At 47.2% G+C, this 21,823-nt stretch carries 10 protein-coding genes; 3 read left to right on the top strand and 7 right to left on the bottom strand.

From position 1 onward, the window contains the following. Position 1: 1 nt before the first annotated feature. Positions 2-1,198 carry a cysteine desulfurase family protein gene (locus AC5JLB_RS26390; protein WP_495876806.1) on the bottom strand — a complete coding sequence of 399 codons (1,197 nt, stop codon included), beginning with the start codon at positions 1,196-1,198 and terminating at the stop codon, positions 2-4. A 117-nt stretch (positions 1,199-1,315) separates the two neighbouring features. Here AC5JLB_RS26390 and AC5JLB_RS26385 point away from each other — a divergent pair, with 117 nt between their 5' ends. Then, complete coding sequence (locus AC5JLB_RS26385) at positions 1,316-2,980, top strand: phospholipase D-like domain-containing protein (RefSeq protein WP_495876805.1); 1,665 nt, start codon at positions 1,316-1,318, stop codon at positions 2,978-2,980. A gap of 181 nt (positions 2,981-3,161) precedes the next feature. On the opposite strand, the gene AC5JLB_RS26380 is transcribed toward AC5JLB_RS26385, so the two are convergent. The 5 genes from AC5JLB_RS26380 to AC5JLB_RS26360 all read right to left on the bottom strand — a co-directional run bounded on the left by AC5JLB_RS26380 (position 3,162) and on the right by AC5JLB_RS26360 (position 14,721). Then, positions 3,162-9,182 carry a hybrid sensor histidine kinase/response regulator gene (locus AC5JLB_RS26380; RefSeq protein WP_495876804.1) on the bottom strand — a complete coding sequence of 2,007 codons (6,021 nt, stop codon included), beginning with the start codon at positions 9,180-9,182 and terminating at the stop codon, positions 3,162-3,164. Between the two features lie 221 nt (positions 9,183-9,403). After that, complete coding sequence (locus AC5JLB_RS26375) at positions 9,404-12,118, bottom strand: methyl-accepting chemotaxis protein (protein WP_495876803.1); 2,715 nt, start codon at positions 12,116-12,118, stop codon at positions 9,404-9,406. A 304-nt stretch (positions 12,119-12,422) separates the two neighbouring features. Continuing rightward, complete coding sequence (locus tag AC5JLB_RS26370) at positions 12,423-12,953, bottom strand: chemotaxis protein CheW (protein WP_495696620.1); 531 nt, start codon at positions 12,951-12,953, stop codon at positions 12,423-12,425. Between the two features lie 11 nt (positions 12,954-12,964). Beyond that, the gene (locus tag AC5JLB_RS26365) at positions 12,965-13,330 is read right to left on the bottom strand and encodes a response regulator transcription factor (RefSeq protein WP_495696619.1); all 366 of its coding nucleotides are present in this window, start codon (positions 13,328-13,330) and stop codon (positions 12,965-12,967) included. Between the two features lie 137 nt (positions 13,331-13,467). Next, positions 13,468-14,721 carry a response regulator gene (locus tag AC5JLB_RS26360; protein ID WP_495876802.1) on the bottom strand — a complete coding sequence of 418 codons (1,254 nt, stop codon included), beginning with the start codon at positions 14,719-14,721 and terminating at the stop codon, positions 13,468-13,470. Between the two features lie 651 nt (positions 14,722-15,372). Here AC5JLB_RS26360 and hmpF point away from each other — a divergent pair. Beyond that, entirely contained in the window at positions 15,373-17,127 is a 1,755-nt protein-coding gene (hmpF, locus tag AC5JLB_RS26355) for a pilus motility taxis protein HmpF (protein WP_495876801.1), read from the top strand. A gap of 328 nt (positions 17,128-17,455) precedes the next feature. Here the strand turns inward: hmpF and AC5JLB_RS26350 are convergent, their stop codons facing one another. Beyond that, entirely contained in the window at positions 17,456-19,234 is a 1,779-nt protein-coding gene (locus AC5JLB_RS26350; RefSeq protein WP_495876800.1) for an EAL domain-containing response regulator, read from the bottom strand. A gap of 1,119 nt (positions 19,235-20,353) precedes the next feature. On the opposite strand from AC5JLB_RS26350, the gene AC5JLB_RS26345 reads away from it, so the two are divergent. Further along, positions 20,354-21,691: an AAA-like domain-containing protein gene (locus AC5JLB_RS26345; protein WP_495876799.1), complete on the top strand. Its 1,338-nt coding sequence runs from the start codon at positions 20,354-20,356 to the stop codon at positions 21,689-21,691. The last annotated feature ends 132 nt before the right edge of the window (positions 21,692-21,823 follow it).

Raw genomic sequence — 21,823 nt, 5'->3', positions numbered from 1 at the left:
ATCAAACTTGACTCAGTTGCGGTTGCGGCGTCACTCGCTCCAAAATTTGCTTGAGCACAATCGCCGTCCAATCGATGTCTGCTTCGGTGGTGTCTCGTCCTAGCGTCAGGCGAATTCCAGCTTTAGCGACGCGATCGCGATAGCCCATCGCTCGCAAGATCGGGCTTGGTAGCAGGGTTCCACTACTGCAAGCGGCCCCGGCACTGATGCCAATTCCCGCTAAATTCATCTGCCGCACCAAGACCTTCCCGTTGAGTTGCTCTCCGTCGGCATTGGGTAAGCAAAAGCTGACATGGTGGGGCAGCCGATGGATTCGATCGCCAGTAGGCATCAATTCTGGTAAATCAGAGAAATGGTTGAATAAGCGATCGCGCAGTCGCGTTAATCGCGGTATCTCTGTTGCCATTTCTGCCGCAATCAACTCTGCGGCGATGCCAAATCCAGCGATTACTGGAACAGCTTGAGTCCCCGATCTCACTTTGCCTTCTTGTCCGCCTCCACGCAGCAACGGCACCAACTTCACTCCTGGACGAATGTATAACGCTCCTGCACCCTGAGGTCCATAGATTTTATGACTCGACAGCGAAAGCAAATCAACAGGAAGCTGCTGCATATCTAGCGGCAATCGCCCAGCGACCTGAACGGCATCGGTGTGAAATAAAATGCGCTGCGACGCTCCAAACGTCTGTGATGCTTTAAAGGATTGTGTAATTTGCCAAAGTTCCGCGATCGGTTGAACCGTTCCGACTTCGCTCTGCCCATACACGATCGACACTAACACTGTGTTTGGTCTCAATGCGGCTTTGAGATCTTGAGGGTTGACTCGCCCCACTGAATCGACCGGAAGCCGTGTAACCGCCCAACCCCATTGCTCTAGCATCCGCAGCGGTTGCTCGATCGCGGAATGCTCGACGCTTGAAGTAATGATGTGCTGCGGGCTGCTGTACTGCTGAGCAACGCCCATGATCGCCAAATTATCGGATTCTGTTCCCCCCGACGTGAACACGATCGCTTCGGGCGGAGCATTAATCAACCGTGCCACCTGAACTCGCGATCGCTCAACTAAAGTAGCCGCCCGTTGTCCCCAGATGTGAATGCTCGACGGGTTGCCCCACTGTTGCGTGAGTACGTCTTGCATCAGCGCGATCGCTTCGGGTCGCGTTGGCGTTGTGGCACTGTAGTCTAAGTAGATCTGCATGGGCGTTGAGGGAGATAACGGAGTGGTTTAAACAACGACTGGGGTATCCTACGGATATTCATTCCGCACAAATTCTCTCCAGCGTAGCGGTCAACCTAATATCTTGGAATCTGGCTTGTGGTCAACTTAAATCGCTCTCTTCAGTTTAAGCTTTGCAGTGCCTTGATTGTGTTGGGGCTATCTGCCTGTCAGTCTGTCCAACCACAGACGATACTGCCGCAGACGGTAATGGCAACAGCGCTACCGCAAGATCCCTTAATTCAGGTTTATACCAATCACGAGCCGGCTTCTAAGTATCAAGAACCCTATCGCCAGCAGACGCGATCAGGAGATGATCTGGAGCAGATCCTCGTAGACGCTATTAGCTCGGCTAAGTCCAGCATTCATGTGGCGGTACAGGAGTTTCGTTTACCTAAAGTGGCGAGGGCACTGCGCGATCGCGCCGCAAATGGTGTTCAAATTCAGGTCATTCTAGAAAATACTTACTCGCGACCCTTTAGTACTTTCACGGCTGAAGAAGTTGCAAAATTGCCAGAGCGAGAAAAAAGTCGTTACACCGAATCGCAAAAGCTAATCGATCGTAATGGCGATGGGCAACTCAGTGCGGAAGAAATCAACAATAATGATGCGCTCGTCGTCCTCGATAATGCCAAGATTCCGCGCATTGATGACACAGAGGGCGGAACTCGCGGTAGCAACCTGATGCACCACAAATTTATGGTGATTGATGGACACACGGTAATTGTCACGTCTGCCAATTGGACGACATCGGACGTTCACGGAGATTTCGGGCATGCTGTCAGCCGAGGCAATGCGAACAACTTCCTCAAAATTGAAAGTTCAGATCTTGCAAAGCTCTTTCTACAAGAATTCGCCTACATGTGGGGCGACGGCGCTGGTGGGCAGAAAGACAGCCTGTTTGGAGCGAAAAAGCCTTATCGCGCCCCGCAAACAGTCAACGTTGGAAAGACAGCGATCGAGGTTCAGTTCTCGCCGTCTTCCTCTAAAATTTCTTGGCAGCAAACCACAAACGGACTAATCAGCCAAACCTTAGGTCAAGCAAAACGCTCGATCGAATTGGCATTATTCGTGTTCTCCGATCAAGCGTTGGTCGATTCTCTAGAGCCACTTCACACTCAAGGTGTTCAAATCCGAGCTTTGATCGACCCAAGTTTTATGTACCGCTCTTACAGTGAAGGACTCGACATGTTAGGGGTTGCCCTTCCCGAGCGCTGCAAGACTGAGGCAAACAATCATCCTTGGCAATCTCCGATCAAAACGGTGGGTATACCCAAGTTGCCACCGGGAGATTTATTGCATCACAAGTTCGGCATTGTAGATGGGCAGACGGTCGTTACTGGCTCTCACAATTGGACAGATGCCGCGAACCGAGGCAATGATGAAACCTTACTGGTGATTCATAATCCGACCGTCGCTGCCCATTTTCAGCGAGAATTTGAGCGGCTGTATAAGACGGCTACGTTAGGACTTCCTCCTGCCATTGCGCGAAAAGTGAGCGCTCAGCAGAAAGCCTGTCCTCAGGTGGTCGTCCCAAGAAAATTTGAGAAGATCAAAGCGTCCGATCCAATTCAACAGAAGGTGAATCTCAACACTGCCACGCAAGAGGAACTAGAAGCTCTGCCCGGTGTCGGAGCCGGTAGGGCAAAGCAAATTATTGCGACGCGTGGGCAGCAACCTTTTTCCTCCTTAGAGGAGCTAGAGAGAATTCCGGGTGTCGGTGCAAAACTTTTGACAAAATTGCGCGATCGCGTGACTTGGTAGTTCTATCAATTTTATCTACATAGTGCGACAGATCCCCGTGGGGGCACGGCACCGTCATGCCCCCACAACCCTTGTAGCGAGTCTGTTTCATTGATAGTAGACGATTCCAAAGTTGGAACTTTGTCACACAAAAAAGGGGATCGTCACTAAACTATCCCCTCCCAAAGTTCACCAAGATTAATTAATCGCGACTAGCAAGCAAGACTTCACCTTTCAGCATTCGTTGAGCCGCATCCAGCAGAGCCTCCTCTAAGTAAGGCTTAGTAAAATATCCACTGGCTCCCAATGATGCCGCCATTTGACGGTGACGATCCGCCCCGCGTGAGGTCAACATCGCGATCGGTAAGTTGCTCAAGTTGGGGTCTTTCTGAATTCTCGAAAGGAATTCTAATCCATCCATTCTTGGCATTTCGATGTCGCAGAACACAATATCACACGGCAATCCTGACCGTAGCTTCTCCCAAGCTTCCTGACCATCGCGAGCTTGCTCTACTCGATATCCAACCTTGTTAAACGTCATTGAAAGCAATTCGCGCACTGTAATCGAGTCATCCACAATCAGAACCATTGGCTCCGTCTTAGTAGTAATCGTTTCAGTCACACCTTGGGCTGCACCTTGATCCCACATACTGCCGACATCCCGACGGATACGACCGAGAGAGAGATCAATCAGTTCCAACACATCCGCGATCGGCATAATCCGACCGTCTCCCAGAACGGTTGCACCCGCTACTCCCACTGGCTTTGGCACAGGACCTTCAAGTTGCTTGATCACAATTTCCTGTTCGCCCAGCACCTGATCCACTTGGAGGGCTAAGTAGTTGCCTGCGCTTCGTAAAATCACGATCGAGACCATATCATCGTCTTGACTCCCGCCATAGACCGTGCCTCGGCTGAGATGACGGCTGTAAGCGAGAAGCTCGCTGAGTGGACGCACGGGCAGCACCACATCCCGCCATGAAATAAAATGTTGCCCTTCAGCATTGGTTTGAAGACGCTCTTTAGGCACATCCAGCATGTCTTCAACACCGTCCATTGGGAAGGCAATCCGCGCGCGATCGCTGATGCAGCAGAGTGCCTTAGAGATACTCAGCGTCAACGGCAACCGAATCGTGAATGTCGTTCCCTTACCCTGCACAGAATCTGTATTAATTGCGCCGCGAATCTCGCTTAAGCTGGTTCGCACAACATCCATACCGACTCCGCGCCCTGAGAAGTCATCCGCCTGGTCTTTCGTGCTAAAGCCAGGATGGAAAAGCAAATCGTAGATGTCTAATCGAGACAAAGTTTGAGCTTCTGCCGAGGTGATTAAGCCCTTCTCGATCGCTTTTATTTTCACCCGTTCAATATCGATTCCAGCCCCGTCGTCAGAAACCGAAAGTACCGTTTGGTTACCTTGGTGAAAAGCACGAATCGTAATCTGTCCCGTTGGAGCTTTTCCTGCCCGTTGTCGCACTTCCGGGGATTCGATTCCATGAGTAATGGCGTTGTTTACCAGATGGGTCAGAGGATCGTAGAGATGCTCCAAAATCATCTTGTCAATTAGCGTATCTCGTCCGTCAATAACCAATTCTGCTTGTCTACCGCACTTCATCGCAATATCACGCACAGCACGAGGCAACCGATCCGCCGCTTGCGCAAAAGGAACCATTCGAGAGCGGGTCAATCCTTCCTGAAGCTGGGTTGTGACTTGCCGGAACATACGAGTCACTTGATCGGTTTCATCGACGATGAACTCAATGTCAGACGCCGATTCCCGGACTCTCACAATTAGTTCAATCATCTCTTGAGACAGAGAGTGAAAGCCCGTAAAGCGATCCATTTCTAGAGGATCGTACTCTACCCCAGTAGGGCTTGTGTCATTACTATGACGCTCAGGCGATCCAAACGGCACGCGATGATGTTGACGACTGGCTAACAAAGAGCTTTCGAGCAGCGATCGCTCATACAAATCTTGCATTCGTTGACCAACATCACTTAGCTGCTGCACCTGATACAGGAGGTTATCCAGCGATTGCCTCAGGCGTTCTTGGTCTTGCTCTAAGCTATTGCGATTGACAACGAGTTCCCCAACAAGGTTGCTCAGGTTATCGAGGTGTTTAACCGGAACTCGCATCGTTTGTTCGCTTAGTCCTTTAGTAGGACGAGGCGCACGGCGTCCTGATGAAGCGACAGTTCGACCTTTGACGGCTGGAGAACCGCCCATCGTGTTGTTGGTGTCCTCCAACATCTTCTCTAAATCATCAAACTCTGTATCTACCTCAGAAGACTCGATGGAGGTTTGTGAAGTTACTGACGCATCAGGTGCATCAGACAGAAGCAACTCCAGATCCGCAAAGTCGTCAAAGTCGTCCTCGGCTGCCAGGTTAGATGCTGCAAGGTCGTCGTTCAGGAGTACATCAAGGTTATCGAAGGAGTCGGTCGCCTCTAGTAACTGATCGAGATTATCTAAATCGTCCGTTGTTGGCGAACCCGAGTTCTCGAACAAGCCTTCATCTAACAAACTATCTTCATCCAGCAGACTATCTATATTTAAATCATCTAGATCATCAAGTTCCACTTGATCTGAAGCTGACGCTGATAGCTCCTGCTGTGGAATTATGTTATCTAAAGAAGTAGTCGCTGCCTCTGCAATTTCAGCCTCTGGAAGTGAATCGAACTCCTGCTCAACAGCATCACTAGGAGCATCACTGAGCAAGCTCTCTAGGTCTTCAAGATGATCAGGGGTTTCTGTAGATAACTCCAAATCGTCTAAGCTCAGCTCCAAAAGTTCAGAGTCTACATCATCAATCTTTAAATCTGTACTCAGATTCAGACCATCAAAATCTAAATCACCACTTGCTAAACCTAAGGATGGCTCTTCCAGATTTAGGCCCTCAAACTCTAAGTTCACAATAGAGTCGTCTATTGAATAAGCCGTCTCATCTGTACTCAGATTCAGACCATCAAAATCTAAATCACCACTTGCTAAACCTAAGGATGGCTCTTCCAGATTTAGGCCCTCAAACTCTAAGTTCACAATAGAGTCGTCTATTGAATAAGCCACCCCATCCAGATTATTCAGGTCAGACTTAGGCAACAGTTCATTTTGAGTATCTGAAGGGAACGCCACTTCTTCCAACGTTTCGCTCAGAGAGAAGTCTAGGTCTTCTAGCTTGGGGGAAGCATCTCCAAAAATCTTTTCAGAACTTTCGGAAACATCAGCCATTAAGCTGCTTAAGAAGTCATCATCCAAAGAAAGCTCAATGCTAGAAGTCTCCTCTGACGAAGCTATCTGTTCTGAAAGCAATGACTCATCTCGACTGAATAGCTCATCAATTTCGGTTGATTCTGAACTCAATAAACTGTCAGGGTTAGCAGATGGCTCTTCTACATCTATTTCCAGAGATTCTATTTCTACAGCATCGAATAAATCAGACGGAGCTTCTATATCTAGCTCAACTGTCTCTAGCTCAACTGTTTCGGCAACCAGCGAATGTGAATTGTTAGCTTCTGGCTCTACTGTCCCAAAATCATCAAGTAGTCCGCCTAGTTGCTCCGCCAAGCTAGAAGTGCTATCAAACTCATCATTAAGCGAATTTTCAGTTTCAAATAGTCCATCTAATTCTGATAGAGAAAACTCTATTTCTAGTGAATCTGGCTCTGGTGAAGAATTCAGCGTAACGGTTTCATCTAACAAGCCATTTAAATTATCTAAGCTATCAGTTTCTGAAAAATCATCGTTTAGCCCTTCTTCTAAATCGAGTTCCACTAGCGAAGACGCCTCTGTATTCGCTTGATCCAGTAACTCGTCCAGACTATTTGAATCGAGTGTTTCTGAATCTAGAAGATGATTACCCAAACCCTCCAAGTCTAGTGTGAAATCTGTTTCAGCGTCAGGATGAACATCCAAAGATTGTTCGTTGGGCAACTCCACTAATTCATCAAGCTGTAAGTTAGATTCTGCGCTCAGTAAGTCATCTATTGAGCTGAGCTCGTCTAAGCTTAGTGAGAATTTTGATAAATTATCTGACTCACGTTCTACTTGTTCTTCTGTGAATGCAGACTCGAGTAGCAGAGAATCATTTTCTAAGTCAAGATTTAGAAGATCTAGCGGATCAAGTTGTCCTGTCTCTGTTTCAACTGTAGGAGCCACTTCTAGGTCAACATTTAGTTCATCTAAAATTAGTCCATCTAAACCATTGGCATTTTGAGCATCTGCGTTTTCAAGAGGAACATTTAACTCCAAATTTTCCAAATCGAAAAGAGAACTCAATTGAGTATCGTTCCACGGATCGCTCAAATTCGAGACATCTATAGAACTGTCCTCAGGGAGAGGGTCTACGATCTCAGGCTCCATCAACTCATCGATTGAATTACTCCCCCCAAAAACGGAGTCAACCTCTGAGTTCTCAAAAGGAGTGAGATTTTCTTCCAAACTGTTAAACGCATCAAGTGAAGCTTCAACATCAACATTGACGGGTGATGCTTCAAATAAGCCACTCAGGTCAAGCTCATTAAGAAGAGATTCGCTTGAGAAAGAATTATTTTGCAAACTATTAACGGCATCGAAAGTTAAATCACTCTCGTCTAACCCTGCAAATAATTCACCGAGATTGGTGAGCGAATCAGACGTCTCCTCTGTCTCAAGTTGAGCAAATTCCACATCTAGGCTATTGGGATCAAGCTCTACTGCATCAGACGTTGCTAAATCTGCCGAAATACTGTCACTTAAGGCACTGATATCTACTGATAGATCTTCACCTGTAGCCAGTATCTCGGACGGCGGCACAGACAGTTCAAAACTATCGCTTGTCGCGTTGGAAGCATCAAAGGCTTCTAGTAAAGCGTCTCCAAACAAACTACTTAAATCGTCATCTGAGTCTGACGATGTAGCTTCGTTAGCGACAGGTGTATTAAATAATAGATCTGAAAAGTCGTTTGTGTTCTCATCGACTCCATTAGAGCGACCAGGCTGAGAGTTAGCAGGAGCAGCGCCAATCACTTCTTCCTTCTGCCAAGTTGAGCCTAGATCTGGAACTTCTCCTTCAAAAAGGTCAGCCAAACTGTTCAACTCGGCCATACCCATTTCTGGCCCATTGCGATTGGTTTCACCAAACCCTGAAGAATCGCGCAGTGTTTCACTCACTTCATCAGTACTAACGGAAGCAAAATCGGATAGGTCAAACAGACTATCAAAACTTAGATCAGCCGATTCTGCTTCTGCATCAGCAGGCGTCGTTGCGGCCACATCAAACTCGCTAAGGTCCAGCGTAAAGGAGTCAGCCTCCGCCAAATCGAAGTCGCTGAAATCGAGTTCGGGCGTCGCTTCTAGACCATCCGCTATGGCGAAGAAACTCGCCAGATCTGAATCTACTGAGGATTCGGTTTGAGTTGGAACTAACGCTTGTAATTCACTGCTAGGAGCAATCTCCTGTGCCCGTCCCAGCAGTACTAAATCCTGCGCTTGCTTAATGTCCTTCAAAACAATAGGCGCTAGAGATCGACAAGAATTTTCAGAGTGCGCGATCGCGAGTCGGGTCACTTCTAGCAAATTGATCCACTGCGTTAAGCCAAACGCTTCGCCTAGATCCCTTAAACCCTGGCAGAAATCTTGTAAGCGATCGCGCCCATCGGACAGCATTTCTGCCTGCCGAAATAATTGCAACATCTCCCGTAATTGGGTCGGAACATCAGTTTGAAAAATCAGCATCAACGCCTGATCTTCCAACTGTGTCTCAGCCTGGATGATAGTTCCTCGGTCAATACTGGGTAGTGACGGCTCTAACGTTGCCGCCTGACGTTCTAGCAACGTAAAGTATTGGCTAAGTTCTTCAAAGACAGGCTGAGCCGCTGTCATTGCCTCATCTGCGGCTTCATCTGTCAATCCGGTTGGCGTTGGCAATTGCTCTAACAACGCTTGCAACGTGTCAAAAACCTGTAACAAAAGAGTTTCTAGCTTTTGATCAGGCTTGATTCCAGGCGTTTCCTTTAAGATTTTGAAATAGTCTTCGAGGCGATGGGCAGTCTTTTGGATGCTGCTTAACCCCAACATAGCCGCGCCGCCTTTCACAGAGTGGGCTGCTCGAAACACCTCATTCACCATTTCTGGATCGTCAATGGTGCTTTGCAGATTCAACAAACCCTGCTCAAGGGTATTGAGGTGGTCTTTTGCCTCCTCAATAAAGTAGCCCATGATTCGCTGCTGTTGTTCCGGCTGCATTGCAATGTCCCTTTCGTTAGATTGAGTGATCTCCGTCGAACCGTCTCCGTACTACGATGGAGCAAAGGTTTCAGAAGATGGATGACCTTTCCTATAAGTGCGATCGCTGGGATAGATCATCATATTGCTTAGACTCGATGCTCTGCGAAGCAATCAAATTCTAAGTTGTTGGCTTTACTGTAGCCGACGAATCCTAGATGAATGCACAAATTCTTCTTAATCTAGGATTGTTTTCGCTCGATTGTCTCAACGCGGAACCGCTCGACTGAGGTCAGCAGGTCGCGGGCAACCCCAACAAGGCCTTGTAACGACCCCGACACCCGCTGTGCTTCCTGAGATGTTTCTTGAGCAGTTAGTTCTACCGATTGCATCACCTGAGACACGGCTCGTGACGTTTCCGTCTGTTCTACCGTATCAGCAGTGATAGAGCGGACAAGCGTATCAATCACACTAGAAACTTGAATAATATCTTCTAGCGATCGCTTGGCTTGTTCTGCCAGTCGAGTTCCCTCAATCACCTGTTGGGTTCCTTCTTCCATCGCCGTCATCACCGACCCGGTTTCTCCCTGAATCTGCAACACAATCTGTTCGATTTCTTTGGAGGCCTTAGCGGCGCGGTCAGCCAGTTGACGCACTTCATCGGCGACGATCGCAAAGCCTCGTCCCGCTTCTCCAGCTCGTGCTGCTTCGATACTGGCATTGAGCGCCAAGAGATTGGTTCGGGAAGCAATTTGCGAGATTAATGCCACAATTTTAGAAATCTCTTGAGAGGACTCCGCTAGACGCTTCACCTTTCGAGTCGTTTCAGCTACCGTTTCACGGATTTCTAAAATACCCGCTACAGTGCGTTCTACAGCTTCACCCCCCTTAAGAGCAGTTGAGGAAGCGGTTCGAGCAACTTCTTCTGCCTCACGAGCGCTTTCCGCCACCCGTTGAATAGAGTCTGTCATCACTTGAACAGAATTTAGAGTCACCGCCAGTTCTTCCGCTTGTCTCAACGCATCAGAAGACAAACTACGAGCAAATGTTTCATTCTCCGTCGAACTCTTGCTGACTTGACGAGCAGCTTGCTTCACCTGTTGCACAATTTCACGGAGGTTCTGGATGGTTAAATTAAACGAATCTGCTACTGCACCTAAAACATCGGCAGTAACTTCCGCTTGAACCGTCAAATCACCTCGTGCAGCGCCTTCTACATCATCTAGCAAGCGAATGACTTGACGCTGCAAGTCTTCTTTGGCTTGCTCTTGTTCCTCTGCCTTGCGCTGGGCTTCACTGGTCGTGGTTAAAATGACCCGCGCCATCTGGTTAAACTCAGTTGCTAGCCCGCCCAATTCATCTTCTGAGTAAACTGTTGCACGAGCATTAAAGTTTCCTTGGCAGACCGATTCAAACTGACTCTTAAGATCATGCGTCGATCGCTTCATTTGCCTAGCCGTTATCTGTCCAACCGCTAAGGCAGTGCCGCCTGCACACACTCCCCCTGCCAGTGCCATCAAAATTCCAGTGGTTCGGAGCTGTGAAACCACCGCCGTATTATTCTGCTGAGTGGCAGAATTTGCCGAAACAAAACTAACGGCTGCAACAGCAACGGCTGAAACTATCCCGGATGCCAGAGCAGTAATCATTTGCTTAGAGGCAAACGAAGCATTTTCTAACGGAGCTAACCAGCCTTGTTCAACTGTAGGAGTGGGTTCACTCGTCTGGGTTTCCAATTGAGTAAAGCTCGGAATCTGTTCGCTAGTCCCTGCAATATTAAAAAGTTCATCTTCTCGAATTGTGGAAGAACGCTCATCTTCTCCAAAATTAATATTTGCTCCCTCGGGAGAGGTAGCAATGCTGCTAGAAAACCCAAACCCACTGCTAATAGAGGGACTCGTAAAGCCAGCAGAATCTTCAGATAAGTCAAAGTCGGACAGGTTGCGTATGTCATCAAAATCGTCAAAATCATCAAGGAAGTCTGCGTTGCCTTGATTTTGATCTAGATGCGGTGCAGAACTGCCACCATTTCTACTACCTGAATTGCTGTAAAGCGCGTCGAGGTGATTCTGCTCAACAGATGCGTCAGATTCAGAGCCGTTAGGTTCATCATAGAAGTCAGGACCTCCCATAAACAGAGTGTCTTCACCCATCGTTCGCGGGTTGAAATTCATGCCGTTGGAGGAAGGAGCTTCAGGCGATTGAGAATGGTTAAATGCGTCGGCTTGCGGTGTAAAAGATTGAAAGTCAGCGCGATCGTCTTCTTCCTCAACTGCAAAAATACTATCAAACTCTTCTAAGACCGTTGCAGCGCCGTTGCTATTGTGAGCGGCGTGAATCGAATCCCCATCAAACGAGAACTGGTCCGCCTTCCCGTGAGTTACGCTTGCCTCAGAGCTCTGAGCAGAGGAATTTAGGGCGAACGGATCATCTATTGCTTCAGATTCTGTTGGCGTCTTTTCATTGTGATGGGAAAATGGATCGGCAAAAGGAGATTCGCTAAACAGAGCAGACTCCTCCGACTCAAACGGGAGGTCGTCCAATACAAAATTCTCGTTTAGAGAACTAGCCTTTGAGAAAGCGTTGTCTGACGCAGTTGCAAGGTGATCGAATGCATCATGATCTGTTTCCAGATTGGTATTGAAGTTATCGGACAAATCAAAGTCATTGGATAGATCATCGGTGAATTGACCCGCATAGGCTAAACCACTGTTGGCATAGTCTACAAACTCCGGATCGGACGTCAGAGCTAACACAGACTGGTACTGCTCCTGTGCCACCTTATATTGCTGAAGACCATAGCAGTAGATATGCCCGCACAATAGCCGCGCGCTTGGTTCTTGTGGATGGTCGTTGACCAAGCGATCGACGAGTTGAGCAGCCTCTTGATACTTGCCCTGCATATAGGCGCGTTCTGCCTGCTGATACTCTTGGGCAAATTCAGTCTCTCGTGCCATGTGCCTCCTCCTGCATGTACGCCGTTGTGCTAAAAGCTCGGCTACAAAGATTTAATAAATTACAGAGCAATTTTGAAAAAATGAGCAGTGAGTGTAAAGTGAGAATGATACATCTGATAAGAATCAGTGAGCGCTGCGTCTGTCGAAAAATCAATTCTCCAAAGAGCTGGAAATATTTGACCTCAAGTAGAATGGAGATCCACAGACTTGAACGCAATTATCCTTAAGACAGCATTCCCAGGTTTCTGGAGAAAGCGATGATTAAGCTTGATTCTACAAAGAGTTTTTGATTTTAGAGCGATTTTCATGCTGCCCACCGCGCCGAGCGCAAAATAGCAACTTGATCGAGCAACCGCAAAAATTGTTTGTTTGCCTCATTCATCACCCATTCCCCTCGAAGAAAGGGTGAGACGCTATCCGGTACTGCGGTTGGTAGTTGTACATTCTCAACATCGAGCCATTCCATGCCAACAATGCGATCGACAGCTAAACCGAGCATAATATCTTGGTCTTCGATCGCGATGACAGAAATCTCAGGCTTGTCCGTGTTCAACGGAACAGCATCGCCTAGAAATTGACCTAAATCTGCCACCCATACGACCCGTCCACGAACATTTAAGGTTCCGAGTAGGAGAGGCGAAACGTTGGGCACAGGGGTAATGCGATCAGGAGATGGAGAAAGCACCTCTCGAATTCCGGTAGCAGGCAACGCAAATTCAGTTCCTGAAGAGGTATAAAATCGTAAATGTAATTCTCCCTCTGGACTTTCAAGTTCCTGAAATTCGGGTGCTTGATCTTGCCCTCTACCCGTTAAGAAATCTGGATTTCCGACCATCACACCTGTCTTTAACCTCGCAACAACTGCTTTACTGTGCCGACTAGCTCGGTCGGCTGAAAGGGTTTTGCAATATAGGCGTCTGCGCCTTGCTTCATGCCCCAATAGCGATCGAACTCTTCACCTTTTGAGGAACACATTACGACAGGGACTCCCTGAGTTTTGGGGTCTGCCTTCAGTCGACGACACACCTCATACCCGTTCATGCGGGGCATCACAATGTCCAGTACCACTAAATCAGGGCACTTTCCTTGAATGTGTTCCAACGCTTCAACTCCATCAGCGGCGACGGTCACTGTTAATCCACTGCCTTTCAGCAGATCCGTAATCATTTCCCGTTGCGTGACGCTGTCTTCCACGACCAGAACTGTACTCATAACCCCTTACCTGCTTGCTGGCTGAACCGATGCCGGGAGAAATTGACTCTAGTAAACCGAAACGTCGTAATCTTAACGTACCCTCGAATGCCCACTGAATCTGACATCTGTAAAAAAGAACTTTGGGCAGTCTTACTTTAGGTGATATTTAATTTAAGTTCTTCTAGATCATGAGTGGATTGATCATGTGGATTAAAGGGTTCCGGTTGCCCTTGTCCAACATATTTTTCTACTAGCATCAAAAGTTCACTCTTCCCGAACGGTTTTGTTAGATAATCGACGGCACCTACCATGCGGGCTTTAACCCGATCGATAAAGCCATCTTTGCCCGTCAGCATGACAATTGGTGTTTGTCGAAATGCGGTGGACTGATGCAACATAGCACAGAGTTCATATCCATCTAATTCAGGCATTGATATATCACACAAAATAAGATCGGGCTTGAGTTGAAACACGAGACTTAGCGCTTTTAGAGGATCATCAATGGTACTGACTTCATATCCGTGCTGATCGAGAATATACTCGACTGCTTTGCGAACGGTGGCTCCATCGTCAATACATACAACTCGGGGAACTCGGGTCGTCCGCCAGTCGCTGAGAGAAGGGCGGTTTGCTCCAAATTCTTCAGATGAAGGGTGCGTTAGCTGCAACCATCCTCGTTGCACATAGGGATAGATTGCCCTTGCGACTGTTAAAATATCGCGGTTTAGGTAACGTGCAATTTTGCGAAGAGAGATTTGCCCGTCGGCATAGCGATCGAGAGTCTGAAAGGTGGTTTCTGGCAGCGCTTCTCGCAGCAGAACAGCATTAGCAACGATTGGGCATTGATCCGGCGACTGCAGATGAGGCTGTAGCTGTTTCCATTCCTGCACTTGCTTGATGATGTTTGTGACTAATGGCGCAATTTCTAAAGTGGTTAGTTGAGGGGTTAACGGCGTGCCTAATTCAAACGTGAATGATCCTTGGGGCAAGCTCAACAGGTCAAACAAGGTTTCATGAACCATGTTTTGAAGAATGCTGCGTCCTTGGGCAGGAGTGAGGAGATGCGCTTCTAGCAAGGACCACAGGTAACCGTATTCAGGAGTATTGAACGGCGCGATCGCAGAAGCAACCGCCCGATCAAGCGTCGTTTCTGCCTTATAACGGCGTAAATAGTCTCTAAGGCGCGACAGATCACTTTCTGTCTCACCAGCATAAACTATTTGCCCATTGAGAAAAAATATGAACCAGGAAGGAATGGACTGAGGCAGCCGAATGTCTGGAGATACCAGTCCACCGAAACTAGAACTGCAAGTTGGATATCCCTGCACAAACAGTTCGCCTGTACGCTGACCGAGTTCGATCAGTTGGAGGATACTACGAATATCAATCTCACTCAACTGTCCCTGCATTTAGTTCAACCATTTTCCAGAACGTAGATTTGCACTCAACACGACATTGCCCTTGACGGAATTCTGTTTTTCAAACTGACTCGATTCGTTTTTTGCAACATCGGCCTTAGCCGTTCATCATGCCAACCTAAAAACGATGCAACGCTAAGGTCGCAACATCGATTTTCCCTAGAAATAGAATTAGGAATGGACATTCAGCAGGAACGCTAATTGCCCAAACATTGTATCTACTAAATTGATTAAAATGACAAACTTTACTTAGGTTTGCCGAATACCTCAGAAATTATTACTAAAGAACAAGGGAAGAATTAGGGCTAAAGATCAAATCCCATCTGATGGTTTGGTGGGGACAGCGATCGTAACAATCCAAAACTCGCCATCTCAACTGGGTGATCGGTCAGTGTATCTATCTAAACTCAGTGAGACGATTGGAATAGAACAAGCCTGGGCATACTTTGAGGAGAAGGACTTTGCCCAACCCATCGATTGTACTTTGCAAGCCGTTGAATTAAGTTACAACGTGCAGCTTCTTAATCGACAGTACAGAATGATGTCGTCAGCAGATGCTTTAAAGCATTTGAGCGGATCGAACAGAATTTGGGCAAACTACATCTCTAGGATTGAGCGTAGACACGGAAGAGGACTATCAGCGTGCTGTATCTAGCAGAAGTCATCCAGAAAAAAGGCGGGATCATGGGTGGTGGCAAGTGCGAGTTGAAGCTACTTGCTTGCCAACGAACGGAACAAAACTGGTCTGCGGTTTCTGGCGATGAGTCAGTCCAAACGGAGGAGGCAAATCGCTATGGCTCTGGAACATTGCTGCTGGTTGATTTAACTGGAAGCAAGCAAGTGCAGCGCATCCAGGAAGCGAGTCGTCCCTTGGTAAGCATTCTTCAGAACTTCTCGCGCTTGCAAGAGAAGTTTAAGACACAGGAAGAAGAGATTGAGCAGTGGAAGCAGTCATTGACATATCAAAGTCAAGAATTAAACCGTCGGGAAGTGGAAATGGAATCCCGGCAAGAACAACTTCAGCAGATGGAGTCGGACTTTGAGCACTTGGAGCAACAGCGTCAAGAGTTTGAGACAACGCGCCAAGAAGTAATGGCGCAGCAAGAAGAAATGGAGCGCCAACGCCAAGAGATGCAGGGCGCGTGGGATCAGCTGCAAGGGCAAAAGCAGCAGCTTGAAGACCGACGAGCAGAGTTGTTGGGAGCATCAGTGTTAGATGCCGGAAAAGCGCAGGTCATTCATCAACTTTTGGAGCAAATTTGTGATGGAAGTGCTTCTTCAGAGCAGATAAACATTCACCTTCAGCAGCTTTATGAGATTCTGGGTCAGCAGCAAACTATTCTGACGCACCACTGGCACATGTTGGAGCAACACCAGCAAGCCTTGCACCAAAGGCAGGAAGAAACTGAGCAGCAGTCGCAAAGATTAGAGCAGCAGTGGCATGCTTGGCATCAAGCTCAGGAAGCAGTAGAGCAGGCGCGAATTGAGGCGAAGTCGCAAGAATTGGTGTTGAGCACTAAACAGGAGCACGCGCAATTTGTGAGTTTGCAAATTGCGTGCTCCAACGAGTTATACCAGCAACTCAGCCAAATAACCGCAGGAGGTACAGTCAACGAGACAACCCAAGTGGATCTCAATGCTCTAGAAACTATGCCTTTGCAGGACCTGCAAGCGATCGCTAAGACGTTACAGAAAGAGTTTGATCAGTCTTCTCAGTTTGTTCACGGACAGGAAGAGGAACTTGATCTCAAAGAAAAGGAACTTGAAGCCCTCAGAGCAACAATTCAGCAGGTGAGTGAGTTCGATCGCATGAGCTTAGAGGCTGAGTTGGCTGATGAGCAAGATGCCTATCAGTTTCTCAATCAAACGCTGGTTGGGCAGCGCCGTAGTCTTATCGAGAAAGAGACGATTTTACGTCAGCATAAAGCAGTCATCGCTAGAAGAACAGGTAAACCCGATCCAACGCTGGTCAATAGCAGCATTGATCTAAGTCCGGTTTTAGCGCAGATCGATGTTCAGCGCCAACAGCAAGCAGAAGAGCTAGAAACCATCGAGGCTCAAATTGACCAGATTCGCAGTGCTGTTCAGCAAGCGCAAGAGCAGATGAATACGCAAGCTGAGGAGCAAAATGCGAAACGTCATGATTTGAGACAGCTTGAGGAGACACTTCAAGCTCAAAGAGCGTCCACCGCCGAGGTCATTGGCAAAGTCTCGCTTTACCACGAGATACTTCAACCGATTCAAGATTTGGTGACAGGACTTCATCAATCCCTTGATGCGATCACGGCTTTGCTCTCTCAGCAGCAAGAAGTCGGTCACCATCATCAGCAAGGGATTGAGCAGATGAGGCAGATGATTACAGACCTGACGCAGAAGCCTGAGTTCGCGACGGTTTAAGAGATCGAGGCAATCAGTCCTGAATTTAATACGATCGCTTCAATGGGCTAGCGCTAATTTCAGCATTCATCGAACTTCTTGCAAAAGTGCTTGTATTCAGATAGCCGCAGCTATTTGAGCCGGATCGTGTCAGCGGTCTAGCTCTATAGCTGCGGCTTCAGTGTATAAAACACTTCGTTGATGTAGCCTTTCGACAAATTTCGTGGTGAGCGTCGAAACGCTCCGTGCAAACGACGTATTCAGAAATTGCTTTCATACAAGAACGATCGCGCGTCTCCTCAGAAGTGCGGCGGCGAATTGCAGGTAATCCCTCTGCACTTACAAAATTTTAAGCGCTGATCAGCTGAAAGCGACAATCGGCTTGTAGCAGTACTTTGACCTCAGCAATAGGAATGGCGGGACTGTAGAGATAGCCTTGCATGACTTGGCAGCCCATTTCTTGTAGCACCAGCAGTTGCTTAACAGTTTCAACACCCTCAGCGACAACTTTCATCCTTAAACTTTTTGCCATGGCCACAATAGCGGTTGAGATCGCATTTGCTCCTTCACTTGTGGCTAAATGTTGAACAAATGATCGATCAATTTTCAGCGTATCAATAGGTAAAGAATTTAGATAATTCAGCGATGAATATCCGGTGCCAAAGTCATCAATCGAGATCTCAATGCCTAGGCTCTTTAGCTTTGACAAGATAGTGATAGTCGCTTTAACATCTTGCATCAGGCAAGTTTCCGTTAATTCCAGGACTAGAAGATGAGGATCAAGTCCTGTTTCGTCTAGAATGGCGGCAATGCGATCGACAAAGCCTTCCTGCTGAAACTGTCGCATTGAGAGATTAACCGACACCCTAAGGGGTACTGCGTTCCATTGCTGCCAAATCTTGGCATGCTGACACGCCGTTTTAAGTACCCATTCTCCTAATGGAATAATTAATCCTAGTTCTTCAGCGATCGGAATGAACGTTGCAGGAGAAATCATACCCCGTCCAGGATGCTTCCAGCGCAGCAACGACTCCATCCCAACAATTTCGCCCGTTTTGAGATTGACCTGGGGCTGGTAATGCACCTGAAACTCGGCACGCTCGATTGCTTTGGTCAAATCCATCTCGATGAGGCGACGCTCAACTTCGAGTTCATCCATGCTGGATGTGTAGAAGCAATAGCTCTGCCCATGTTGTTTGCACCAATGACGGGCGGTTTCAGCTTGACTGATGAGGTGTTCTGGATGTTGAGCCAGGTTTTGAGTCAGCGTGATCCCCAAGCTAATTTGAATGCAAACTTCTTGTCCGTTAATTTTGAAGGGAGACCCGATCGAATTGATAATTTGCTGAGCTAACTCCGTGACTTCTGCTTCCTGAGGATTATGAGTCAGCACAATCCCAAATTCGTCACTGTTAAGACGAGCAAGCAGCCCATGAGAGTCGGTGAGTTTCGCTAAACGGTGCGCCACCATTTTGAGGAGAACGTCGCCAGTTGCATAACCAAAGCTGGCATTAACCGAGCGAAATCGATGGATGTTGAGACAGAAGATGGCGATCGCGCTGTGTGCTTCTCTAAAAATTGCGCCGTTCTTGTTTTGAAACTTAGCAAGGCTAACCGGAGCTTGTTCTGAAGTGCAGCGCTGAATTTGCTGACAGAGCAAGCCGCGACTCGGCAGACTCGTGAGTGGATCGAAAGTGGCCCCACGTTGGAGGGCTTCGACGGCTTGGCGCTGTTCGTTCGCGTAAAGTTGAGCGATCGCGGTTCGTTTGGTCAGCCGAGATGCGATCGCGTCGAGCAACTCCGAGACGGAACACGGTTTTATCAAGTAGTCATCTGCACCTAAGTTCATCCCGTGCCTAATTTCTTGATGCTCACATTTAGCGGTGAGAAAAATGACGGGAATTGCCGCTGTTGAGACGTGGCTACGAAGCTCCTCTAAAACGCCATACCCATCTAACTCGGGCATGCGGATGTCACACAGAATTAAATCGGGCAAGTAAGCCTTTGCCTTACAAACTCCTGATGCCCCGTGCTCTGCACCCATCACTTGAAACCCTTCCAAATCTAATATTTCTAGAAGATTTGACCGGATTGTTTCATCATCCTCGATCACCAAGATTGTTTTCATTGGAGCGTGTAAGGCAAGATTTACGAACCCTTAAATTAGATTGAAACATACGATAAATCAAAGAATTGAAATCAGCGTCCAAAGCGAAATGAAAAGTTAATTGAGTGCTACCAGTAGTAACAGATTATTAACTAGGTCTTTCAAGAAGTGCGCCGCTTTTACGTTCTGACGATTTCTACTAAGCTGAAGATGCAATAGCTTTTTGCTATTTGTTTAACATCACAAGAGCTATTTTGAAATTAAGCTTTTTGCTATCTAGATGCCGATCCTCTCTAGGTACAGAGCCTATGATGCGCTCGTTCAAGCTTATTGGTAACCTCGGTAAAGCTAAGTATTTCTTTAGTTTCATAGCTTGGTCTTCACGTACCCTAAGTGTTTTTGCAATCAAGACGTTATCAGGAACTGGTTTAGGGAAGCTATCAGCAAGCTTTAGTAGTCCTCAATAGAATCAGCAGGCAGTGTAGAGAACAACAGAGGTATTACGGTTACAGCTTACTGAACTGAGAATTATGCGGATAGTAAATTTTACTACTCCATACTTAAGTTTGCCCCTGAACTTATTCTTTGACTACTCAAGATCACCAATTAAGACCACAATTTAAGTAAGGATCAGTAAAAACTTTGAGAAAACTACGGTTGTTAATCTACCTTCGAGTGTTTCAGCACCTCAGCTAGAAGCTGTTTGTTCCACACTTGTGTATAGGTCGAGCTTAAGTGCTTTGAAAAGCTCTTATCTATCAAGACACGCAATAAATACTTTGATATATCGAGTTTAGTTTAAACTTAGTTGAAGAAACGTAAAGAAATTCTTTAAGTAATTATAGTTTCTTGTCAGAATTGAGAGAAAATACCACTTATCTTCAGCACAAACCAGTGGTTACACTCAGAAAACTTAGACAACTAAGCTTAAGTGAGCAATGACTTGCAACTAAAAACAGTATTCATAGCGCTTATGTTGGAGATGGCTGTATTGGGGGTATTGCGGAAGAAGATTTGAGGTGTAGGAAGGGGGATTGGTAAGTTTTAATATTTTCGCTATATAGAATTTTCTGTTGCTTTCGCCTTCTCAGTCCATTCCACTACCTTTAGTCGTCAAAATCCATTTTCAGGTCCTACTCTATGCCTCACCGAAGTCAACCCATCAGGCGAAAGCGCGGAATTGTGCTTAATGCAAGAGGATGGCAGCGCTTACAAGCAGCTGAACAGCACGCCGCAGATCAGCACAATTCTGGTAAATCCTTCACATTACAGGAACTTAGCGATCGTACAGGTCTAAGTCCTAACACCCTCGCAAGAGTACGAGGGCACAAAGTTTCAGTTGATCAGCAGACGTTAGAGAACTACTTTCGTGCTTTTGGGTTGACATTGGGAAGGGAGGACTACAGCGATTCTGAATCGCCACCCGTGGGCAGTCGTCCGCCAGTGATGTTAACGGGTCAACTTCCCAGCGATTCTCTGTTTTATATTTGTCGTCCGCCGAGTGAAGCCTTATGCTATGAGGGATTGCTGCAACCGGGCGCTTTGGTCCGCATCAAAGCACCTCGGCAGATGGGGAAAACCTCGCTAGCCGCTAAAGTGTTGTCCCAAGCGAGAGAACAGCGCATTCTAACCACAATAACCAGCCTACAATTAGCAGATACAGCCGTTTTATCGGATTTGAAGCGGTTTTTGCAATGGCTGTGTGCAGTTATCACGCAGACTCTTGAACTGCCAAATCAGCTTGAGCAATATTGGGATGACCTGTTTGGCAACAGCTACAACTGCACGAACTATTTTGAGAGCTATATTTTATCGAAGCTAGATCAGCCTCTAGTGCTTGCTTTAGATGAAGTTGATGCCGTGTTTGACTATCCGCAGATTGCAGCGGATTTTTTCGGGATGCTGCGAGCTTGGTATGAGAAAGCACGGTATGGCGATGCCAAAAGCGAGTTGTGGCAAAAATTGCGGATTGTGCTGATTCACTCCACAGAGGTGTATGTGCCGCTGCATCTGCACCAATCGCCGTTTAATGCTGGACTTGCGATCGATCTGCCCTCATTTAATTCAGAACAAGTAATGGATTTGGCCCAGCGCTATGGGCTTGAAAACCTCGACGAGACGGTTGCAGAACTGATGAGCTTGACAGGCGGCAACCCGTACCTAGTGCAAGTCGGACTTCATCACTTAAGTGGGCAGTTGGTTTCGTTAAAGCAGTTAGTGCAGCATTCGAGTGCAATCAATGGGGTATATGGCCCACATTTGCGACATTTGCTAGCGGATCTGCAAAAATACCCTGATTTGATCGCGGCGCTAAAGCGGGTGGTGTTATCTACTACCCCCTTTAAGCTTGAGCCGATGCAAGCGTTTAAGCTGCAAAGTAAAGGACTCGTCTCGATGCAAGACCAGCAAGTAGTGCCAAGCTGCAATCTGTACCGCAGATACTTTTCTCAAGCCTTGTCCACATCGGAAGTGTTTTGACCTATCATTTCTAACTTGCAAGTCTCAACGCATTCTTAATAGTGTCTTAAATAAGAGCAAAAGAGTAGAAAGTTTCGGGGTCGTGTTCTAGACGTGTGGAGCGATAGCTAAATGGGTAATCCAAATTCGTAC

The organism is Myxacorys chilensis (assembly GCF_059505265.1).
Note: the sequence above shows the minus strand (reverse complement) of the source record. Positions and strands in the feature narration are given on the sequence as shown.